Origin of the sequence: Vibrio sp. 1-Bac 57, from assembly GCF_037546855.1 — a bacterium.
Taxonomy (GTDB): Bacteria; Pseudomonadota; Gammaproteobacteria; order Enterobacterales; family Psychromonadaceae; genus Psychromonas.
Genome location: NZ_JALAAC010000015.1, coordinates 35,448 through 53,736, shown reverse-complemented (window position 1 = coordinate 53,736; position 18,289 = coordinate 35,448). Strand labels below are relative to the sequence as shown.

The following is an 18,289-nucleotide window of genomic DNA, read 5'->3' as shown; positions in this document are numbered from 1 at the left end:
AGAGGTTGTTATTCAAAAAAATCTATTTGAACAAGATAGCGAACTTGATCCACTATATTGCTGGATAGCACTTGATGCTATTCCAGGTTTGCAAAAGCGCAAAATTTTTACACTGCTATCACATTACTCTATTCAACAGTTATTCCTACTTAATGCAAAACAATTAAGTCAACATAACCTTGACCCCAAACAAATAAGTGCTTTTTTATCCCCTAATCAATTACATATACAAACTTGTCTCGATTGGCAAGATAGTGCACCAGATCAAGCTATTATCAGCTATGCAGACCCTCGCTACCCGCGCTTATTAAAACAGATCAGCAGCCCACCTCTCTTATTATTCACGCAGGGAAACTTAGCATTACTCAACTCGCCACAAATTGCTATTGTCGGTAGTCGCAGTTGTACTCCCTATGGGCAAGAAAAAGCGATGTTATTAGCGCAACAACTTACTCAAGCAGGTTTAACCATCACCAGCGGTTTAGCAATAGGCATTGATGGTGTCGCCCATCAAGGTGCGTTAAAAGAAACGGGAGCGACCATTGCGGTATTAGGTACCGGCCTTAATAATATTTATCCGAAACGCCATTTGTCATTAGCCCATAAAATTCGTGAAAAAGGGTTATTAATCTCTGAATTTTGGCCTGATACTCCTGCCTACCCAAGTAACTTCCCTCGTCGTAACCGAATTATTTCAGGCTTAAGCTTAGGCACGTTAGTGATTGAAGCTTCAGTAAAAAGTGGTTCATTAATCACTGCGCGTTATGCCGCAGAGCACAACAGAGAAATTTTTGCGCTACCAGGTTCAATAGATAATCCACAGGCTTGCGGTTGTTTAAAACTGATCCAGCAAGGTGCTAAATTAGTCTTAAACAGTGTTGATATATTAGAAGAATTCCCGCTATTAAACATTTCCCCCCCCTCCTTGGGAAAAGAAAATAAAACACCTAAAAACCAACATGTTTTACTCGATATGATCGACTATCACCTGACCAGCTTTGAGACTATTTTAGCCCGCAGCGGTTGGGATGTAGTGACCTTACAAAATGAGTTAATAGAATTAGAGATAAATGGTATAATTAACGTCCAACCGCAAGGTTACATTAAGTTATAAGGTCCGTTATGTTCGAAATTATCATGTATCTCTTTGAAAGTTATATCCAAGTTGATCAAACAATGGAACTTGATACACAAGAGGTGACCGATGAATTGATGCAAGAAGGCTTTCAGAAGTCAGAAATTCACAAAGCGTTAGCTTGGTTAGACAACCTTGCTAATATGCATAACCAAGAACCACAAAGCAGAACCATTGCTGAAAAAACAACCTCTCATCGAATCTATAACAAAATAGAGCAGCGCCAAATTTCATTAGAGTCGCGTAATTACATTAGCTATTTAGAAGAAGCTAAAATACTAACAACACATACGCGAGAAATGGTCATTGATTGCATTATGTCATTAGACAGTGACGGTGAACTTATTTTAGAAGATGTAAAATGGTTGATTCTAATGGTTTTATTCAACGACCCCGTCAGTGATGATGCATTCTTACAATTAGAGTCGATGTTAATGGATTTCGAAGAAGGACTGATCCACTAACATGGCCAATTTAGATACACACCACAAGAAAATGTCAGAAGCTTGCCCCAGGTGTGCGTCACCATTACATATTAGAAACGGTAAGCAAGGACCATTTTTGGGTTGTAGTGCTTATCCTGCCTGTGATTATTTACGGCCATTGCATGAAAAAAGCGACATCAAAAAGGTATTAACAGGTAGCTGCTGTCCTCTTTGCCAGCATGAATTGGTGTTAAAACAAGGCCGTTTTGGATTATTTATAGGTTGTAGTGACTACCCTAATTGTGAGCATACTGCGCAATTATCTGAGCAAAATAAGGCAACAGAAAGCACTGTAAAAGAAAACTTAGTCCCCTGCCCAAGCTGTAAAAACGGCCATTTAGTTGCTCGTCAATCTCGTTTTGGTAAAACGTTTTATGCCTGTGACAATTACCCTGATTGTAAATATGCAGTGAATGATAAACCCGTGAATGAGTTCTGCCCTGAATGTAAGTGGCCTATATTAGTTGAACGGAAAACGGCTACCGCTACACGTATAATCTGTCCTAAAAAAGGATGTGGTTATCGAAGTAAGCCTATATAATTATCGGCTGTTTAGTATTAAAACAGCTTAAACTTTATAATTAGTGGGACTCTTAATGACGATCAACGAAGATTCGCTTTCTCAAGCACTTTTAGCGTTAACAACACAGGGTGTTATTGCTTACCCTACTGAATCTGTTTTTGGCTTAGGTTGTGATCCTGATAGCGAAGTAGCGATTCAAAAAATTCTCGATTTAAAACAACGCCCCGCCCATAAAGGGTTAATTCTAATTGCCGCAAATATCGAGCAATTACAAAGTTATGCCGACTTTTCATCATTAAGTCCTGAACAGCTGGATAATATTAAAGCCACTTGGCCCGGCCCTTTTACCTGGGTTGTACCTGTGCAAAGCTCATTATCAAAATTGGTCAGCGGCGACTTTGATAGTATTGCCGTCCGAGTAACCAAACACCCTGTAGTCCAAGCATTATGCACCGCATTTGGTAAGCCAATCATTTCCACCAGCGCAAACTTATCGGGTGAACAAGCCTGCACTACCACGTTACAAGTCGAGCAAATGTTTGTTAATCACCCACTTCTTGATTATGTGATTGATCAGCCTGTCACGGGGTTAGAAAACCCTTCACAAATCCATGATGCATTAACCGGTAAACGCTTACGTTGATTGCTTAATATGCTATTAATCATTGCTTAAATTAACACCTTCATGGTTAAAATGAAGGTGTCTAAAATTCCTACATTTTTAGCCTCATCTCAATTCCCTAATTGACAGGCCGAACTTTGCATCTTGTAGGGTAACGGGTATATAATCGCGCGTATCATTGAACGATATTTAAATAATCCCCTATACAGGAGTATGCATGAAAGTTGGTATTATTATGGGCTCAAAATCTGACTGGCCGACCATGAAACACGCAGCAAATATGCTAGATTCTTTTGGTATTGAGTATGAAACACGTGTTGTTTCTGCACACCGTACTCCACAACTATTAGCCGATTACGCTTCTAGCGCTGCTGAACGTGGCATTAAAGTGATTATTGCAGGTGCAGGTGGTGCTGCGCACTTACCAGGCATGGCAGCCGCTTTTACCAGCTTACCTGTATTAGGTGTTCCAGTTCAATCTAAGGCACTTAAAGGTATCGATTCTTTATTATCAATTTGCCAAATGCCTAAAGGCGTTGCAGTAGGTACGCTTGCTATCGGCGAAGCGGGTGCTGCCAATGCGGGACTATTAGCAACGCAAATTCTAGCTTGTCAGCAACCAGATCTACTCGCTAAAGTTGATGCATTCCGTCAAAAACAAACAGACACTGTCTTAGCTAACCCAGATCCTGCGATTTAATATGAACATTTTAGTATTAGGTGCAGGACAGCTTGCACGTATGATGAGCTTAGAAGCTGCCCCATTAAATTTGAATGTGCGCGCTTATGATGTGGGCTCAAAACAAGTTATTCATCCGCTAACGTTGCAATCATTTGAGCAAACACTTGAACAGGCTATCGCATTTGTTGATGTGATCACCTGTGAATTTGAGCATATTCCAGATGATGTACTCACACTTTGCTGCGCAAGTAGTAAGTTCTTTCCAGGTAAAGCCGCAATCAAAGCTGGTGGCGACCGCAGTATTGAAAAAGCCCTACTTGATAATACTGGCGTTCCTTCTGCCCCTTATAAACTGATCACTGAAAAGCAACACTTGGCTGATTCAGTTTCATTACTTGGTTTACCGTTAGTCATTAAAACCTGCCAAGCGGGTTATGACGGAAAAGGCCAGTGGCGCTTAAAATCAGTCGACCAACTGGAGCTGATTTGGGCTGAAATGGCTGAGTTTATTGCTACGGGTACAGAAAGTTTTCCACATAGTATTATTGCAGAAAAGATGATCCCTTTTAATCGTGAAGTATCAGTAATTGGTGCGCGTGATAAAGCGGGAAACATTGCAATTTACCCTGTTACTGAAAATCAACATACGGATGGTGTATTAACCTTATCCTTGGCTATTGAGATGGATCTTAGCATCCAACAACAAGCGATTGATGCATTTAATAAATTATCAACAGAAATGGATTATATTGGTGTATTAGCAATTGAGTTCTTTGATGTAGATGGACAATTGATGGTCAATGAGATTGCTCCGCGTGTACATAACTCAGGTCATTGGACACAACAAGGTACGGCTTGTAGTCAGTTTGAAAACCACATGCGTGCGGTTGCCGGTTTACCATTAGGCGATACTCAGTTGCAAAAAGTCAGTGCGATGATCAATGTGTTAGGTCAGGCGAGTATCAGTGAGCAAGTACTTAGCATCAGTGATGTTAAAAGTCATTGGTATGGAAAAGCACAACGTGATGGTCGTAAGATGGGTCATATTAACGTCTCAGCAGAAAGCAATACAGCATTAGCTGGTAAATTGTTACAACTGGCTGATATTTTACCTGAACAAAATTATCCAGGTATAAAAAGTGCCGCACAACGTTTGTTAGAAAGTTAATACACTCTAATATTTGAAGAGAAAGCCGAGTTTACTCGGCTTTTTTGTGTCTACTGATATGCATAATAAGTATAATTATTATAAGGTTAAGGCCACTATTTTTAATGGATGATTATCATCAAACGATGGAAAATCTTGATGGCAATCTAACCATTCAACATGACTTACTTCTCTGCCCTGTTTTTCAACACAACGGACTAAACTTTTAAACCATGCTTCTTTATCAACTTTCGCTACATTGTTACAACACACAATGGTGCCGCCCTGTTTAGTCGTTAGCACTGCCGGTTTAAATAGACTTTGGTAATCATTGACCAAATCCACGGTACCAAATACACTTTTAGCAAAACGAGGTGGATCTAAAAAGACCAAATCAAACTGAGAAGCAGACATTTTAGGATAACTAGGCAGTTTTTTATTATTTCGGCTCGCGACTTTAAGCCCAGCTAACTGGCGTAATGCCGGAAAAGCATCACTTTGAATAAACTGGCAAACTAATTCAACTCCGTTCAACTGCGCATTTTTTTCTCCTGCCGCTAATGCAAAAGAGGAAAAATCAACATTAACCACCCGTTTTGCGCCACCTACCGCAGCAGCAGTGCCAATACCACAGGTATATGAAAACAGATTTAGTACCGTTTTTTTATGACTGTTTGCTTTAACAAACTCACGCCCAACACGCATATCTAAAAATAATAGCGGGTCCTGTCCTTCATGGCGTAGCTTGCTATTAAACAATATGCCATTTTCAGCGATCACTTGATCGGAATGTGCATAAGCATCAATGTCTACATCAAGTTCATTGATAACACGAGAGTTTTTATTAGACCGATCGTTATATACAACAGGTAAATCAGCTGCACTTAACAATACGTTATGGATTGATTGTAGTTCTTCCTCATTAAGTGTTTGATGGAAAGTCTGAATTAACCAAGCGTCACCATAACGATCAATATTAAGCCCGTTAACACCTTCAACCGTGCCATGAAAAACACGAAAACAATCTGTTTTTGGTAAATTAGCGTTTGATAAATTATTAATAAGGGTCTCGCGTTTTGCTAACGCAGTGGTTAATAAAGTAGTTATTGGCATAATCAAAAAACTCAGTAAAGGAAAGTAGCTATTTAGCAGAAAGATATGCCAGATAATGAACCACTATATTAACAAACTGCAAAGCTTAACAACACTAACTTGCTCGAAAATAAGTATGCTTGAGTTAGCAACCTTCAATTATTAAGAAACGCCTAATTTATTTATAATAAAGCGCTGAAAAGTACCTCATAAAATACCCTGAATAACACATACATGATAAATTAACCCTTACTAAATTTATTGAAATCGGAGCTCACATGGATCAGTACGCTGTATTTGGCAATCCAATCAAACATAGTAAATCGCCTTTTATCCACACTTTATTTGCTAATCAAACACAGCAACAGATGTCTTACGGTATTGTTGAAGCACCGGTTGAGGGGTTCACTGCAGCAGTTCAAGCCTTTTTTAATAGTAATGCAAAAGGCTGCAATATTACTGCCCCTTTTAAAGAAGAAGCTTTTCAGTTTGCACAGTCATTAACGGATCGTGCACGTTTAGCCGGTGCAGTAAATACACTAAAGAAAACTGATGACGGGTTAATTATTGGTGATAACACTGACGGTGCAGGGTTAGTTTTAGACTTAAAAAATAACCATGTAAACCTAACCGGCGCACGCATTTTATTATTAGGCGCTGGTGGCGCTGCACGTGGTGTATGTAGTTCGCTTTTAGCTGAAAATCCTGCACAGTTAACGATTGCAAACCGTACTTTTGAAAAGGCTGAAACCTTGGTCTCTATTTTCAAAGCATTAGGAAATATTAATGCCTCTGAATTTAGTGATTTATCAGGTCCATTTGATCTCATTATCAACTCTACCTCAGCAGGTTTACACGGTAGTTTACCAAATATATCCACGGCATTGATCACCCCAGAAACAGCCATATATGACATGACTTATAATGCTCAAGTAACGGCATTTAATGCATGGGCAAAAGAGAATGGTGCTCGCTTAACCATTGATGGTTTAGGTATGTTAGTTGGCCAAGCGGCAGAAAGCTTTGCTATTTGGCGCGGTGTCAAACCTGGCGCGAAACAAGTGTTAAATGAATTACGTCATAATTTAGCCGGTTAATTTAATATGAATCAAAGTATTATTTTTGCAGATAACGAATACTATAACGCTCAGTTACAACAAGTAGAGTTTCAAGCTCAATGCCAAGGGCACTTAATTAGATGTATTATCTCTTGGGAAACATTAAAAAAATTAAGTGAGCAATTTAGTATGCCAATAAAAGCTAATGAAAAATTAGCATTAATGTTATTTGATGGCGCTCGTTTTGATATTGAAGATCTCGCAGAAGAGTTAATTAATCAACAAGCTTTTAGTGAGTATGGAGAAATCCTGATCACGGCTTAATTAAGTTATGTATCCATTACAAGGAGTCTAATATATGCAAACTCATCGTATCAATGAAATTTTAGCGCTAATAAAGCCTTATTGGTTAAAAAATCAAGAATTGAGTTTATTAGAAGTATTACAGTTAATAGCAACTGAATCAGGGTTTGATAAATCGGTTGCAGAGTTAACAGATGAAGTGATTATTTATCATTTAAAAATGGATCAAACTGCAAAAGGTGACATGATTCCTGGCATAGCAAAAGATTGTGAAGATGACTTTCAAACTGCATTATTAAAAGCACGCGGTTTATTATAAAACGGACATAGACTTAATCAATAAAAAGGATGAAGGCAATGTTAGAAAATTATAAAAAAATGGATGTTAATATGCTGCTTAGCATCGTTAATATGAAATTAAGAAATGAAAGTGAAACACTTGAAGATCTCTGTGTTACCTATGAAATTGAAAAGTCACTACTAGTAGAAAGACTGGCAAAGCATGACTTTTTTTATGATCAGGAGCACCATCAGTTTAAACAACATTCCCCGCAATAAAGGTCATCAACAAAGCAATCCTAGTAAGTCGGTAATAGGATATTATATCAATAACATCCTATTACCTTATTGATTGTTTTCATTTTAAAAAATACACTTCTATTTCTTTAAACTATAAGTGAACTAAAAAATGAAAAAAATTGCTTTAATTTTATTAGGTGGCGCCCTACTAGCTGGTTGTCAAACTACTAGCTCAGACCTTACTTCAACAGCTAACTCAGCAGCGACCTCTGCCACTGACGGCGCTACTAGCTCTGTTAGCAGCTTAACAAGCAACTTACTTAATACAAACTTCCCTAGTCTAAGTTGCTCTGCAATCAAGCAAACTTTTGTTACTTACGAAGCACAAGCAGCCAACCTTGAGTCAGGTTCAAGCATGCTTACAGCAGCAGGTATCAGCACTGAAAGTACAAAAGTAAAACTAGACAGTGCTTACAACACAGCAAAAGCGACTGCAATACCAGTAATGAGTGCGAAAGGCTGTAGTGAAACACTATAAGCATTAGTATTAAATAAAGCTTTGTTTATTGCGAAGCTTTAATTACTTCAGCTCAAAATAAAGTAAACCATGCAATACCACGATTTTCTTCGTTAAATGATCTATCCCAAAGATTTAAATTTAATAATGATTTGTTTACTGCTAAACAAACTGCGAACTAATCTTCCAAATCAAGCTCATTCAGAGCAAAAATAAGTTAAACAATAATCATTACTATTTATAGCTAAGTATTTATTATAAAGCAGTAATTTGAGCATAGTTTTTGTTTTATCTGTTGCATTTATTCACTCATAATTCCTTTATAATCGCGGTATTATTTACAGCAGGTGTTTACAAATGACGCAGAAAATTAAAATTAAAGAGATCAAGACAACTCATAAAGAAAGTGCCGATCGTTTTAATCCAAGCAATCGTATTTATGTGCGTGCAGCTTACGGCCTTTTTCAGAAAATTCGTAAATTAACAGGTTGGGGTTTAATTCTATTATTCCTCACCATTCCTATGATCCGTTGGGATGGACATCAAGCTGTTTTATTTGATGTTGATAAGCAACAATTTCATCTTTTTAACATGCTTCTATTTCCTCAAGATCTAACCTTGCTGGCATGGGTATTTATAATAGCCGCCTTTGCCCTGTTCTTCTTCACCACTTATTTAGGGCGAGTTTGGTGTGGTTACACTTGCCCACAAACAGTTTGGACCTTTATTTTTATATGGTTCGAAGAACGCTTTGAAGGCACGGCTAATAAACGTAAACGACTTGATCAAATGCCGTGGAGTTTTAATAAAATATGGCGAAAAACAGCGAAGCACACCGGTTGGTTAATAGTTTCATTATTTACTGCCCTTGCTTTTTGCTCTTATTTTGTTCCTGTTGAAACGCTTTATCGTGATTTTTTCACCGGTCAAAGTAGCATGCTTGTTTTATTAATGGTGTTTATATTTACTTTCTCAACCTATGCAAATGCGGGTTGGATGCGTTCTATTTTCTGTATTCATATGTGTCCATATTCACGCTTTCAATCTGCCATGTTTGATAAGAACACTTATAGTGTTGGCTATGATGCGACACGTGGTGAAAAGCGCGGCCCTCGTTCACGTAAAATAGACCGTTCAGAAACTGAGTTGGGTGACTGTGTTGATTGTGATTTATGCGTGCAAGTATGTCCTTCAGGCATAGATATTCGTGACGGCTTACAATATGAATGCATTAACTGTGGTGCCTGTGTTGATGCCTGTGATGAAACCATGGATAAAATGGGTTATCCAAGGGGTTTGATTTCATACACATCAGAACAAATATTGGAAGGTAAAAAAACCAAGCTAATGCGCCCTAAAATCATTGGGTATGGGTTGATGTTGGTTGTCATGCTTGTCTTGTTTTTTGTTAATATAGCCACATTAACCAAAGTAGAGATGGAAATTTTACGTGATAGAACTTCTTTATATCGTGAAAACGTTGATGGTTTAATAGAAAATACTTATACCTTAAAAGTACTCAATAAAACGATTCAAGCACAGACCTACAATATTACTTTTTCAGGGTTAAAAGATGCGACCATGATAGGGCCGAAGCAAGTAACTATAAGCTCTGGAGAAATTTTTACTCAACCAATTTCCATTGCTGTTGACCCTTATGATATTAAAGAGAAAAAAAGAACTATTACTATCAAACTAACTAACGTAGATGATAGCGACGAAGTAATCCAACAAGATGCTTCATTCTTTCTTGGCTTGTAAGTAAATACTGTTAAATTAACCTTATTAAGGCGCGCTAATTGTTAGTTGCGCCTTTTTTTGTTGGAGAAAAGAATGCAAAACGAACCTTTAAGCTATCGAAAGTTGACACCCGAGTGTCAGTTGGACGCCTTAGCAAGCATTGGAATTTATCCTGAAACAGGTTTATTAGCGTTAAATTCTTATGAGAACCGCGTTTACTCATTTAGTGATGAGAATAAACAGCGTTATGTGGTTAAATTCTATCGTCCAAGACGTTGGAACGAGCAACAATTATTAGAAGACCATGCATTTAGTCAACGCTTATTAGCATCGGGTTTAAATCTATCTGTACCACTTATGTTTGATGACAAAACCTTACACTCGTTTGCAGGCTATCATTTTGCCTTATTTAATAACCTCTCTGCTCGCACTCTAGCAGTTGATAATATTGATAGTTTATATGATGTAGGTATAGCTTTAGGAAAATTACATAAAATCGGCTCTCAGCATCAATTTACCACTCGACCAAATTTCGATATGGTCACCACCATTGAACAAGCCTTAAATGACTTAAAAAGCTGTGAATATATACCGAATACTGTTAAATCCCCTCTTTTCACTGTCATTGAGCAAATTCAACAAAAAATAAAAGCGACTAATCCTACTAAATTAAAATTGATTGCCGTTCATGGTGATGCACATGCGAGTAATATATTGCTAAAAGAAGATCTGCCTTATTGGGTCGACTTTGATGATTGTAAAATGGGCCCTGCAATACAAGATATTTGGATGTTACTAAATGGAGACCGTAGTGAACAACAACTACAGTTATCAATGATTTTAGAAGGATACCAAGAAGAATTTGACTTCGATACCAAACAATTGCCGTATATTGAGGCGTTACGCACAATGCGCATCATCAATTATGTGAGCTGGATCAACAATAGGTGGGCAGATCCGGCATTTTCTCGAAACTTTCCATGGTTTATAACTGACCAATACTGGAAAGACTTGCTACAATCCTTGCAACAACAGTTATTATTATTGGATGAAGCACCTTTAACACTTCAACCACAGTACTAATTAAAAATAATAAATACTAATTACGACTCTAAATACAATAAAGGAACAAATATGAAAAAGGTTTTTGCTCTATTAATCGGCTTATTCTTATTACCGTTAAGTGTAAACGCGGCTGATTTCAAAGAAGGCACGCATTATGATGTTATTAAACAAACAGCCACAGAAAAGCCTGAAGTTTTAGAGTTTTTCTCTTTTTATTGCCCACATTGTTTTAAATTTGAACCCCTAATGAAAACATTACAAAGCGAATTACCAGCTGATGTAGCGGTTAAGAAAAATCACGTTAACTTCTTAGGTGGTAACATGGGTCCAGAAGTAACTAAAGCCTTCGCTGCAGCTGATCTATTAGATGTTAAAGAAGAAGTGACTAGTATTATCTTTGATCAAATACATACACAACGTAAACCTATTAATGGTGAAAAAGATATCCTAGCTATTTTTGATAAAGCCGGTGTGTCTGAAGAGGAAGCAAAAGGCGCTTTAGCTAGCTTCCCTGTTAATGGCCTTGCTTCACAAATGAAGCGTAATACTGAAAACTTTAAAGTTCGCGGTGTACCAACACTGATTGTTAATGGTAAATATAAAGTAAATACAGGATCAGTGAGAAGCACTGCTGAGTTCGTTGAATTAGTGACATTTTTAACTAAAAAAACTGATTAAATCAGGCACTAAAGTATCCTTATCTAAAATTAAAAGCCACTTTAGTGGCTTTTTTCATTTTTGTGGCATAATAGCGCCGTCTAGATAGGGAGATGATCGTTGAAAACCATGTTTAATAATGCGGCACAAATGAAAAGTGCTATTAAAGAACTACACAACCATAAAGAATCCACCAAAGCACAAGTTGTTGCTATTAGTGGTATCGAAGGCAGTGGCAAACGTGCATTAACCGAAAAAATAGCCGCAGCCCTAAGATTAGATGGTTTAAATGTAGCGGTTATTCATACTGATGATTGGGAAGCGAGTAAAAGCATTCGCTTTAACGTCATGAACAGCCCCGAAGAATATTATTTAAATGCTTATCGCTTTGACGAGATGTTTGAAGAGTTAGTACTACCTTTGAAATTATTTGGTAGCATTAAAACATCAGTCAACTTAGACGATGCAGAATGCCCGCGTAAAGTAGATTATAACTTTAATAATATAGATATCATCTTGATCGAAGGTGTTTATCTATTACAAGAGGCGTATTTAGATCTCTATGATTATAGTTGTTGGGTAAAAAGTAATTTTGATACAGCTCTTAAACGCCTACATGAACAAGCTAATATTGAAGAGTCTCAAGAGGCACTGGTTAATCTATTTGAGTTACTAATTAAGCCTGCAGGGCAATACCACCTTTATGCCGATGACCCAATTGGTAACAGCAAATCAATTTATTTCGAAGAAACAAGCGCAGTACCTAATGAGTAATCATGCGGCATTCAACCAACAAAGCTTGCTTAGCGCTTATATGCACTTTGAGCGTAATGAATGGGCGCATTTACGAGACAATGTTAAATTAACGCTGTCAGAAGAGGATATCACCCAATTACAAGGTATCAATGAGTCCTTATCAATGCAGGAAGTGATAGATATCTATTTACCACTTTCTCGTTTATTAAACTTATATGTGGGTGCACGCCAATATCGACATACTGTACGTGATAAATTCCTTGATGCGCATAATGAAAAAGTACCTTATATTATCGGTATTGCTGGGAGTGTTGCCGTTGGAAAAAGTACTTCGGCACGTATTTTACAGGCCTTATTATCACGTTGGCCAGAGCATCCTAAAGTTGCCCTCGTAACAACTGATGGTTTTTTACGCCCTAATAAAGATTTAGTGGCTCGTAATTTAATGCATCGTAAAGGATTTCCTGAAAGCTTTGATATTAAAGCGTTAATCGAATTTGTCTCAGCGATTAAATCGGGTAAAAAGAAAATAACTGCACCGATTTATTCACACTTAACCTACGATATTATTCCGGATCAGTCATTGCAATTTGAACAGCCTGATATTGTTATTTTAGAGGGTTTGAATGTATTACAAACTGCGGCATTAAACGATCCAGAACAATCTCATCGAGTATTTGTCTCTGATTTTGTTGATTTTTCTATCTTCGTTGATGCTGATACAGAGCTCTTAAAAACTTGGTATATTCAACGTTTTCTGAAATTTAGAGAAGGTGCATTTACTGATCCCAATGCTTATTTTCATAGTTATTCAAAAATGACTGAGCGAGAAGCGATCGCAATAGCAGCTAAAATTTGGGATGAAATTAACGGGATTAATTTAGAAGAAAATATTCGCCCCACCCGTGACCGAGCTAATTTAATTCTAAAAAAATCGATTAATCATCAAGTGAGCCAGGTTAAGTTACGAAAATGATATTTATTATAAATATTATAGATACAAAAAAAGCGCACTAGGCGCCTTTTTTATTAAGCAACAAACCGTTAAAGGATAATATCTTTTAAGTTTGGATCTTTACGGTCTAAATAATGTGTTGAATGAATACGGCGCACTGTACGTGATTTACCACGTACCAATAATGTTTCAGTCGTCGCTAAACGTCCGTTAACAGAAACACCTTCTACTAAATCGCCTTTAGTAATACCCGTTGCCGAGAAAATAACGTTATCATTTTTCACTAAGTCTTCAAGTTTTAATACTTTATTAACTTCAATGCCTACAGCTTCACAACGAGCAACTTCTTCTTTACCAATGCGAATATTCTCTTCTGTCGGCTCTTTGACCATTGGACGAGGAATAAGGCGTGCTTGCATATTACCATCCAGAGCACGTACTACAGCCGCTGAAATAACACCTTCAGGGGCTCCGCCAATACAATACAACACATCAACTTGATTATCTGGCATACAAGCCAATACAGAGATAGCTACATCACCATCAGGAATCGCGAATACACGTACACCCATACCCTGCATATCTTTAATGATACGATCATGGCGTGGTTTTGCTAACGTAGCGACGGTCAATTCAGATAATGATTTACCTAGGGCAAATGCAATCGCTTTTAAGTTTTGCTCTAGTGAGCGCTCTAAATCAATCGCATCTTTAGCATTAGGACCAACAATAAGCTTTTCCATATACATATCTGGTGCACGTAAGAAGCTACCCTTTTCACCAACGGCAAGTACTGCCAATGCGTTTGATTGTCCCATTGCAGTCATTCGAGTGCCTTCAATCGGATCTACAGCAATATCAACCGCATCACCTACACCAGTCCCCACATGTTCACCAATATATAACATTGGCGCTTCATCGATTTCGCCTTCACCAATAACAATTTCACCGTCAATATCTATTTGGTTAAATATAAGGCGCATCGCCTCTACAGCAGCACCATCAGCGGTGTTTTTATCACCTCGGCCTAACCATTTGTATCCTGCTAATGCTGCCGCTTCCGTTACTCGAGAAAATTCTATTGCTAATTCGCGTCTCATCTTATGAGCTCCCAGTTTTTAAATCTAATTGAAGCAAAACGTCATTCATTTACAGAATGACAACTTTGCTCTTAAGTATCTTTATTGACGATATTTTTTACTGCTTGTTTTAATTTCAGCATTGCTTGCTCGATTAAGTCATCTGAAATATTTAAAGCTGGTACAAAACGCAGTACATTTGCCCCCGCCACTAAAATAAGTAGACCTTGCTTAGCAGCCTCTAAAAAGAAAACTTTAGCTTGATCTTGATATTGTTCATTTAATACGGCACCTAACAATAAACCTGCACCACGAACTTCTTTAAAGATAGAAAACTCATCGTTAATGGCTTGTAGGTGTTGACGTATTAGTTTTTCTTTGTGTTTTACACCCGTTAACATTGTTTCTGTGTTAATAAGGTCAAAGGCCTTGCCGGCAACGGCACAAGCAAGTGGATTACCACCAAATGTTGTACCATGAGTACCAGCGGTTAAGTGTTCTGCATAACAGGTTTTAGTTAGCATTGCTGCTATAGGAAAGCCTGAGCCCAGTGCTTTAGCTGACGTCAATACATCAGGAGTGACACCTAACCCCATATAAGCAAACAAGTTACCAGTTCTACCCATACCTGTTTGCACTTCATCAAAAATCATTAACGCATTATGTTTATCACACAATGCTCTTACCCCTTGTGCAAATTCAGGCGTGATCGGTAAAACACCACCTTCACCTTGTAATGGCTCTAAAATAACCGCACAAGTTTTATCTGAAATGACTTTTTCAAGTGCATTTATATCATTGTATTCAAGGTGCGTAATAGCGGCAGGTTTAGGACCAAAACCATCGGAATAAGAGGCTTGTCCACCAGCAGTAACGGTAAAGAATGTACGACCATGAAAACCTTGGTAAAAAGCGATGATTTCAGTTTTATCTATGCCATATTTATCAAATGCAACTCGACGAGCCAATTTTAATGCAGCTTCATTCGCTTCAGCACCGGAGTTTGCAAAAAACACCTTTTCGGCAAACGTATTATCCACTAATTTTTGTGCCAAGCTTAGCGCTGGCTCATTTGTATATATATTACTGACATGCCATAACTTTTTCGCTTGCTCAGTCAAAGCTTGTATCAATTCAGGGTGGGCATGACCTAAAGCATTAACAGCGATACCACCAGTTAAATCAATATATTCATTATCTTGTTGATCCCACACTCGCGAACCTTCACCGCGCACAGGGATCATTTCTAACGGAGCATAGTTTGGCACCATAACTTGATCAAATAGCGAACGTGTAATGTGAGTGTTTGACATAAAGAGTTCCTTTAACTGGCTAAAACATGAATAAAATGACCTAATAAATGGTTAATATACGCACTTATTTTGACAATCCAAGATCTTGATTAATAAAATTATTAAGCAGCATTAAACCTTGCTCAGATCGAATACTTTCAGGATGGAATTGTACCCCCTCTAAGGCAAACTCTTTATGACGAATCGCCATAATTTCCTGACTCTGGATAACTCTTGCAGAAACATCAAAACAAGCGGGCAAACTCCCTTCCTGCACAATTAAGCTATGGTAGCGAGTGACATTTAATGGATTATTCAAACCTGTAAAAACACCTTTATTATCATGATTTATCAATGAATTCTTACCATGCATTACTTTATTGGCTCGAATCACATTAGCGCCAAAAACCTGCGCAATACTTTGATGCCCTAAACACACCCCTAGGATTGGAATTTGCCCTGCAAAACGCTCAATGGTTGCTAACGACACTCCCGCTTCATGAGGTGTACAAGGCCCTGGGGAAATAACGATATGCTCAGGGTTTAGGTCAGCAATTTCCTGTAAACTAATTTGGTCATTGCGTTTAATGATCACTTTCTGCTGTAGCTCACCAAAATACTGAACTAAGTTATAAGTAAAGGAGTCATAATTATCGATCATTAACAGCATAATTCTGGTTCATCTAAAAAATAAAGATCCATTTTATCATTACTAACGTATGTAGTCCTAATAAGATTAAGGAGTGACTATGAGTAAAGTAACTGAAAATAAAAAAAATGTACTGATCACTGGCTCATCAGGTTTAATCGGTAGTTCATTAGTATCGCTTTTAAACTCTCATGGTTACAATGTTTATACCTTAACTCGTACTCCTAATACCTCTTCACCTTATTGGAATATTCAAGCCCAAGAAATACAGCTAAACGGACACCCTAATCCAGACATCATTATTCATTTAGCTGGAGAGAATATAGCGAAGTCACGTTGGACCGATAAAGTTAAAGAAAAAATAAGCAAAAGCCGCTTACAATCAACTCAGTTAATGGTCGATTACATCAATAATTCTGCCACACCTCCCACCTTATTTATTTGTGCTTCTGCGATTGGATTTTACGGTAATAGTGGTCAACAACCCGTCGATGAGGAATCAGTTAAAGGTACCGACTTTGTCAGCCAATTAGCATCACAATGGGAATGTGTTAGTCAACAAGTCGATCAAACTAAGACTCGTGTTGTTAATATACGTACTGGTATCGTTTTGAGTAAAAAAGACGGAGCATTAGCTAAAATGCTAACACCTTTTAAAATGGGAGTGGGAGGGAGAATAGGTAGTGGTAAACAAATGATGAGCTGGATAGACTTACAAGACGAGTTGAATGCCATTTTATTTATTATGCAACATCATTCTTTGTCAGGGCCTGTTAATCTAGTTGCTCCAAACCCCGTTGATAACCAAACTTTTTCAGTCATATTGGCCAACACTTTAAAACGACCTTGTATATTTCCATTACCAGCATTGATGGTAAAGATTTTATTTGCACAAATGGGAGAAGAATTATTATTATCGAGCACTAATGTTCGACCAACAAAATTGATAAAAGCAGGGTTTAAATTTAAGTATGAGTTATTAGAAGATAGCTTGAAAAGCCAGTTAGCGTGAATTAAAAAGCAGAAAAAGGAAAGGGCAGCCGAAGCTGCCCTTAATTTAGTCTCTCTATCGAATCCGTGATAGTTGATGCTCCATGCGTTACATCCTTTTGACCATGCCATACTAGGCGTCCACTTCCCAACTCCTTTGGGCTCGTCCTTGTAACATCCGTATTAGATAACATCCTGTTTATCCATCATCTCCCTTTCCTTAGGAGGTGTCCTTCTTTGTCATCTTGACTTAATATCCACAATCCTAGTAGATACTAAAAACTCTATCCTAGAGTGTCCTTTTCTTCCATGACTATAAAACATCCTGTTTTATAAACTCTCATCCTGAGAGGTCCAATTGTCATCCTGACAATGCGATGGTTTGATGTCTACATCCTGTAAATCAACTTCCCGTTTGCGAGATGAATATTACGTCTTTGTTAATTAATAATTGCAGTTTTATTTGCATTAATTATTGGCTTACACGAACAGAAAATAATCAAACACTTAAAAATCAACATCTTAACGTTATATTTATTTGTATGACTAGCTAAATAAACCTAATAAATAGTGCTATTTCCCCTACTTGCAATGGTCAATGTCTCACAAAAAAATAATAGAAGAAAAACAGTAAAGCTAAGTAATGTGGAGTATTTGATTGTCCCGTTATATATTCGACCGAATTAAATGAACAATCACGAAGAGAGAAAAAGTAGCACCAAGGGGATGTTTGAATAATCGCTAGCTATTAATACTGAATGAAAAACAGAAATACTCTTTTTAATACTTATCTGGATAAATAAATGGTCTATTTAGGCGTTAGGGAAAATGAATGATAGCAAGGCACTGATTGCAGCAACTAGTTATTCTCATTACAAAATCAACAACGAATCTAGGATTCATTTTAACAAGCATAAATGACTAGATAATTTCTTAGATTGGTATAATTAGTAAAAAAATAGTATTGCTACACAGATTGCAATCCTCCTTAAAATAAAACAATCTCGGCAGTGCCGAGATTGT

21 protein-coding genes are annotated in these 18,289 nt (G+C 37.5%); 17 read left to right on the top strand and 4 right to left on the bottom strand.

Features of this window, described 5'->3' with window-relative positions; translation table 11 throughout:
• The first annotated feature begins 10 nt into the window (after positions 1–10).
• The 6 genes from dprA to MT391_RS11335 all read left to right on the top strand — a co-directional run bounded on the left by dprA (position 11) and on the right by MT391_RS11335 (position 4,615).
• Positions 11–1,114: a DNA-processing protein DprA gene (gene dprA / locus MT391_RS11360; RefSeq protein ID WP_483826404.1), complete on the top strand. Its 1,104-nt coding sequence runs from the start codon at positions 11–13 to the stop codon at positions 1,112–1,114.
• An 8-nt stretch (positions 1,115–1,122) separates the two neighbouring features.
• Complete coding sequence (locus MT391_RS11355; protein ID WP_028869382.1) at positions 1,123–1,599, top strand: Smg family protein; 477 nt, start codon at positions 1,123–1,125, stop codon at positions 1,597–1,599.
• 1 nt (position 1,600) lies between these two features.
• Positions 1,601–2,161 carry a DNA topoisomerase family protein gene (locus MT391_RS11350; protein ID WP_028869383.1) on the top strand — a complete coding sequence of 187 codons (561 nt, stop codon included), beginning with the start codon at positions 1,601–1,603 and terminating at the stop codon, positions 2,159–2,161.
• Between the two features lie 55 nt (positions 2,162–2,216).
• Entirely contained in the window at positions 2,217–2,786 is a 570-nt protein-coding gene (gene tsaC, locus MT391_RS11345) for an L-threonylcarbamoyladenylate synthase type 1 TsaC (RefSeq protein ID WP_028869384.1), read from the top strand.
• A 196-nt stretch (positions 2,787–2,982) separates the two neighbouring features.
• A complete protein-coding gene (purE, locus tag MT391_RS11340) occupies positions 2,983–3,465 on the top strand; it encodes a 5-(carboxyamino)imidazole ribonucleotide mutase (protein WP_028869385.1) in 483 nt (160 codons plus the stop codon).
• 1 nt (position 3,466) lies between these two features.
• Positions 3,467–4,615 (top strand): 5-(carboxyamino)imidazole ribonucleotide synthase, encoded by a 1,149-nt coding sequence (locus MT391_RS11335; RefSeq protein WP_182690088.1) that lies wholly within the window; start codon positions 3,467–3,469, stop codon positions 4,613–4,615.
• Between the two features lie 78 nt (positions 4,616–4,693).
• Here MT391_RS11335 and MT391_RS11330 read toward each other — a convergent pair whose 3' ends face one another.
• On the bottom strand, positions 4,694–5,707 hold the full coding sequence (locus tag MT391_RS11330) for a class I SAM-dependent rRNA methyltransferase (protein WP_028869387.1): 1,014 nt from the start codon (positions 5,705–5,707) through the stop codon (positions 4,694–4,696).
• Positions 5,708–5,964: 257 nt separating this feature from the next.
• Here MT391_RS11330 and aroE point away from each other — a divergent pair, with 257 nt between their 5' ends.
• The 10 genes from aroE (at position 5,965) to coaA (ending at position 13,277) form a co-directional block, all read left to right on the top strand.
• Positions 5,965–6,783: a shikimate dehydrogenase gene (gene aroE / locus MT391_RS11325; RefSeq protein WP_028869388.1), complete on the top strand. Its 819-nt coding sequence runs from the start codon at positions 5,965–5,967 to the stop codon at positions 6,781–6,783.
• A 6-nt stretch (positions 6,784–6,789) separates the two neighbouring features.
• A complete protein-coding gene (locus MT391_RS11320; protein WP_028869389.1) occupies positions 6,790–7,068 on the top strand; it encodes a DUF1488 family protein in 279 nt (92 codons plus the stop codon).
• 34 nt (positions 7,069–7,102) lie between these two features.
• The gene (locus MT391_RS11315; RefSeq protein ID WP_028869390.1) at positions 7,103–7,366 is read left to right on the top strand and encodes a YihD family protein; all 264 of its coding nucleotides are present in this window, start codon (positions 7,103–7,105) and stop codon (positions 7,364–7,366) included.
• Between the two features lie 38 nt (positions 7,367–7,404).
• The gene (locus tag MT391_RS11310) at positions 7,405–7,605 is read left to right on the top strand and encodes a DUF4250 domain-containing protein (protein WP_028869391.1); all 201 of its coding nucleotides are present in this window, start codon (positions 7,405–7,407) and stop codon (positions 7,603–7,605) included.
• A gap of 130 nt (positions 7,606–7,735) precedes the next feature.
• Entirely contained in the window at positions 7,736–8,104 is a 369-nt protein-coding gene (locus MT391_RS11305; RefSeq protein WP_028869392.1) for a hypothetical protein, read from the top strand.
• A gap of 336 nt (positions 8,105–8,440) precedes the next feature.
• Positions 8,441–9,844 (top strand): cytochrome c oxidase accessory protein CcoG, encoded by a 1,404-nt coding sequence (gene ccoG / locus MT391_RS11300; RefSeq protein ID WP_028869393.1) that lies wholly within the window; start codon positions 8,441–8,443, stop codon positions 9,842–9,844.
• Positions 9,845–9,916: 72 nt separating this feature from the next.
• A complete protein-coding gene (locus tag MT391_RS11295) occupies positions 9,917–10,906 on the top strand; it encodes a serine/threonine protein kinase (protein ID WP_499498066.1) in 990 nt (329 codons plus the stop codon).
• A 51-nt stretch (positions 10,907–10,957) separates the two neighbouring features.
• Positions 10,958–11,566 (top strand): thiol:disulfide interchange protein DsbA/DsbL, encoded by a 609-nt coding sequence (locus MT391_RS11290; protein WP_028869395.1) that lies wholly within the window; start codon positions 10,958–10,960, stop codon positions 11,564–11,566.
• Positions 11,567–11,674: 108 nt separating this feature from the next.
• Positions 11,675–12,319: a uridine kinase family protein gene (locus MT391_RS11285; RefSeq protein WP_499498121.1), complete on the top strand. Its 645-nt coding sequence runs from the start codon at positions 11,675–11,677 to the stop codon at positions 12,317–12,319.
• Positions 12,312–13,277 carry a type I pantothenate kinase gene (coaA, locus tag MT391_RS11280; RefSeq protein WP_499498064.1) on the top strand — a complete coding sequence of 322 codons (966 nt, stop codon included), beginning with the start codon at positions 12,312–12,314 and terminating at the stop codon, positions 13,275–13,277. Before MT391_RS11285 ends, coaA begins: the two co-directional genes overlap by 8 nt.
• 68 nt (positions 13,278–13,345) lie before the next feature.
• On the opposite strand, the gene glpX is transcribed toward coaA, so the two are convergent.
• The 3 genes from glpX to MT391_RS11265 form a co-directional block, all read right to left on the bottom strand.
• Positions 13,346–14,356, bottom strand: coding sequence for a class II fructose-bisphosphatase (gene glpX / locus MT391_RS11275; RefSeq protein ID WP_028869398.1), 1,011 nt, complete (start codon positions 14,354–14,356; stop codon positions 13,346–13,348).
• A 71-nt stretch (positions 14,357–14,427) separates the two neighbouring features.
• A complete protein-coding gene (locus tag MT391_RS11270; protein WP_499498062.1) occupies positions 14,428–15,648 on the bottom strand; it encodes an aspartate aminotransferase family protein in 1,221 nt (406 codons plus the stop codon).
• Positions 15,649–15,712: 64 nt separating this feature from the next.
• On the bottom strand, positions 15,713–16,297 hold the full coding sequence (locus MT391_RS11265) for an anthranilate synthase component II (RefSeq protein ID WP_499498060.1): 585 nt from the start codon (positions 16,295–16,297) through the stop codon (positions 15,713–15,715).
• Positions 16,298–16,376: 79 nt separating this feature from the next.
• Here MT391_RS11265 and MT391_RS11260 point away from each other — a divergent pair, with 79 nt between their 5' ends.
• Positions 16,377–17,288 carry a TIGR01777 family oxidoreductase gene (locus tag MT391_RS11260; protein ID WP_499498058.1) on the top strand — a complete coding sequence of 304 codons (912 nt, stop codon included), beginning with the start codon at positions 16,377–16,379 and terminating at the stop codon, positions 17,286–17,288.
• The last annotated feature ends 1,001 nt before the right edge of the window (positions 17,289–18,289 follow it).

What these genes read in the sequence shown, in the direction of transcription:
- MT391_RS11355 (WP_028869382.1), top strand. Translation starts at nt 1,123, where the DNA reads ATGTTCGAAATTATCATGTATCTCTTTGAAAGTTATATCCAAGTTGAT.
- MT391_RS11350 (WP_028869383.1), top strand. Translation starts at nt 1,601, where the DNA reads ATGGCCAATTTAGATACACACCACAAGAAAATGTCAGAAGCTTGCCCC.
- tsaC (WP_028869384.1), top strand. Translation starts at nt 2,217, where the DNA reads ATGACGATCAACGAAGATTCGCTTTCTCAAGCACTTTTAGCGTTAACA.
- purE (WP_028869385.1), top strand. Translation starts at nt 2,983, where the DNA reads ATGAAAGTTGGTATTATTATGGGCTCAAAATCTGACTGGCCGACCATG.
- MT391_RS11335 (WP_182690088.1), top strand. Translation starts at nt 3,467, where the DNA reads ATGAACATTTTAGTATTAGGTGCAGGACAGCTTGCACGTATGATGAGC.
- MT391_RS11330 (WP_028869387.1), bottom strand. Translation starts at nt 5,707, where the DNA reads ATGCCAATAACTACTTTATTAACCACTGCGTTAGCAAAACGCGAGACC.
- aroE (WP_028869388.1), top strand. Translation starts at nt 5,965, where the DNA reads ATGGATCAGTACGCTGTATTTGGCAATCCAATCAAACATAGTAAATCG.
- MT391_RS11320 (WP_028869389.1), top strand. Translation starts at nt 6,790, where the DNA reads ATGAATCAAAGTATTATTTTTGCAGATAACGAATACTATAACGCTCAG.
- MT391_RS11315 (WP_028869390.1), top strand. Translation starts at nt 7,103, where the DNA reads ATGCAAACTCATCGTATCAATGAAATTTTAGCGCTAATAAAGCCTTAT.
- MT391_RS11310 (WP_028869391.1), top strand. Translation starts at nt 7,405, where the DNA reads ATGTTAGAAAATTATAAAAAAATGGATGTTAATATGCTGCTTAGCATC.
- MT391_RS11305 (WP_028869392.1), top strand. Translation starts at nt 7,736, where the DNA reads ATGAAAAAAATTGCTTTAATTTTATTAGGTGGCGCCCTACTAGCTGGT.
- ccoG (WP_028869393.1), top strand. Translation starts at nt 8,441, where the DNA reads ATGACGCAGAAAATTAAAATTAAAGAGATCAAGACAACTCATAAAGAA.
- MT391_RS11295 (WP_499498066.1), top strand. Translation starts at nt 9,917, where the DNA reads ATGCAAAACGAACCTTTAAGCTATCGAAAGTTGACACCCGAGTGTCAG.
- MT391_RS11290 (WP_028869395.1), top strand. Translation starts at nt 10,958, where the DNA reads ATGAAAAAGGTTTTTGCTCTATTAATCGGCTTATTCTTATTACCGTTA.
- MT391_RS11285 (WP_499498121.1), top strand. Translation starts at nt 11,675, where the DNA reads ATGTTTAATAATGCGGCACAAATGAAAAGTGCTATTAAAGAACTACAC.
- coaA (WP_499498064.1), top strand. Translation starts at nt 12,312, where the DNA reads ATGAGTAATCATGCGGCATTCAACCAACAAAGCTTGCTTAGCGCTTAT.
- glpX (WP_028869398.1), bottom strand. Translation starts at nt 14,356, where the DNA reads ATGAGACGCGAATTAGCAATAGAATTTTCTCGAGTAACGGAAGCGGCA.
- MT391_RS11270 (WP_499498062.1), bottom strand. Translation starts at nt 15,648, where the DNA reads ATGTCAAACACTCACATTACACGTTCGCTATTTGATCAAGTTATGGTG.
- MT391_RS11265 (WP_499498060.1), bottom strand. Translation starts at nt 16,297, where the DNA reads ATGCTGTTAATGATCGATAATTATGACTCCTTTACTTATAACTTAGTT.
- MT391_RS11260 (WP_499498058.1), top strand. Translation starts at nt 16,377, where the DNA reads ATGAGTAAAGTAACTGAAAATAAAAAAAATGTACTGATCACTGGCTCA.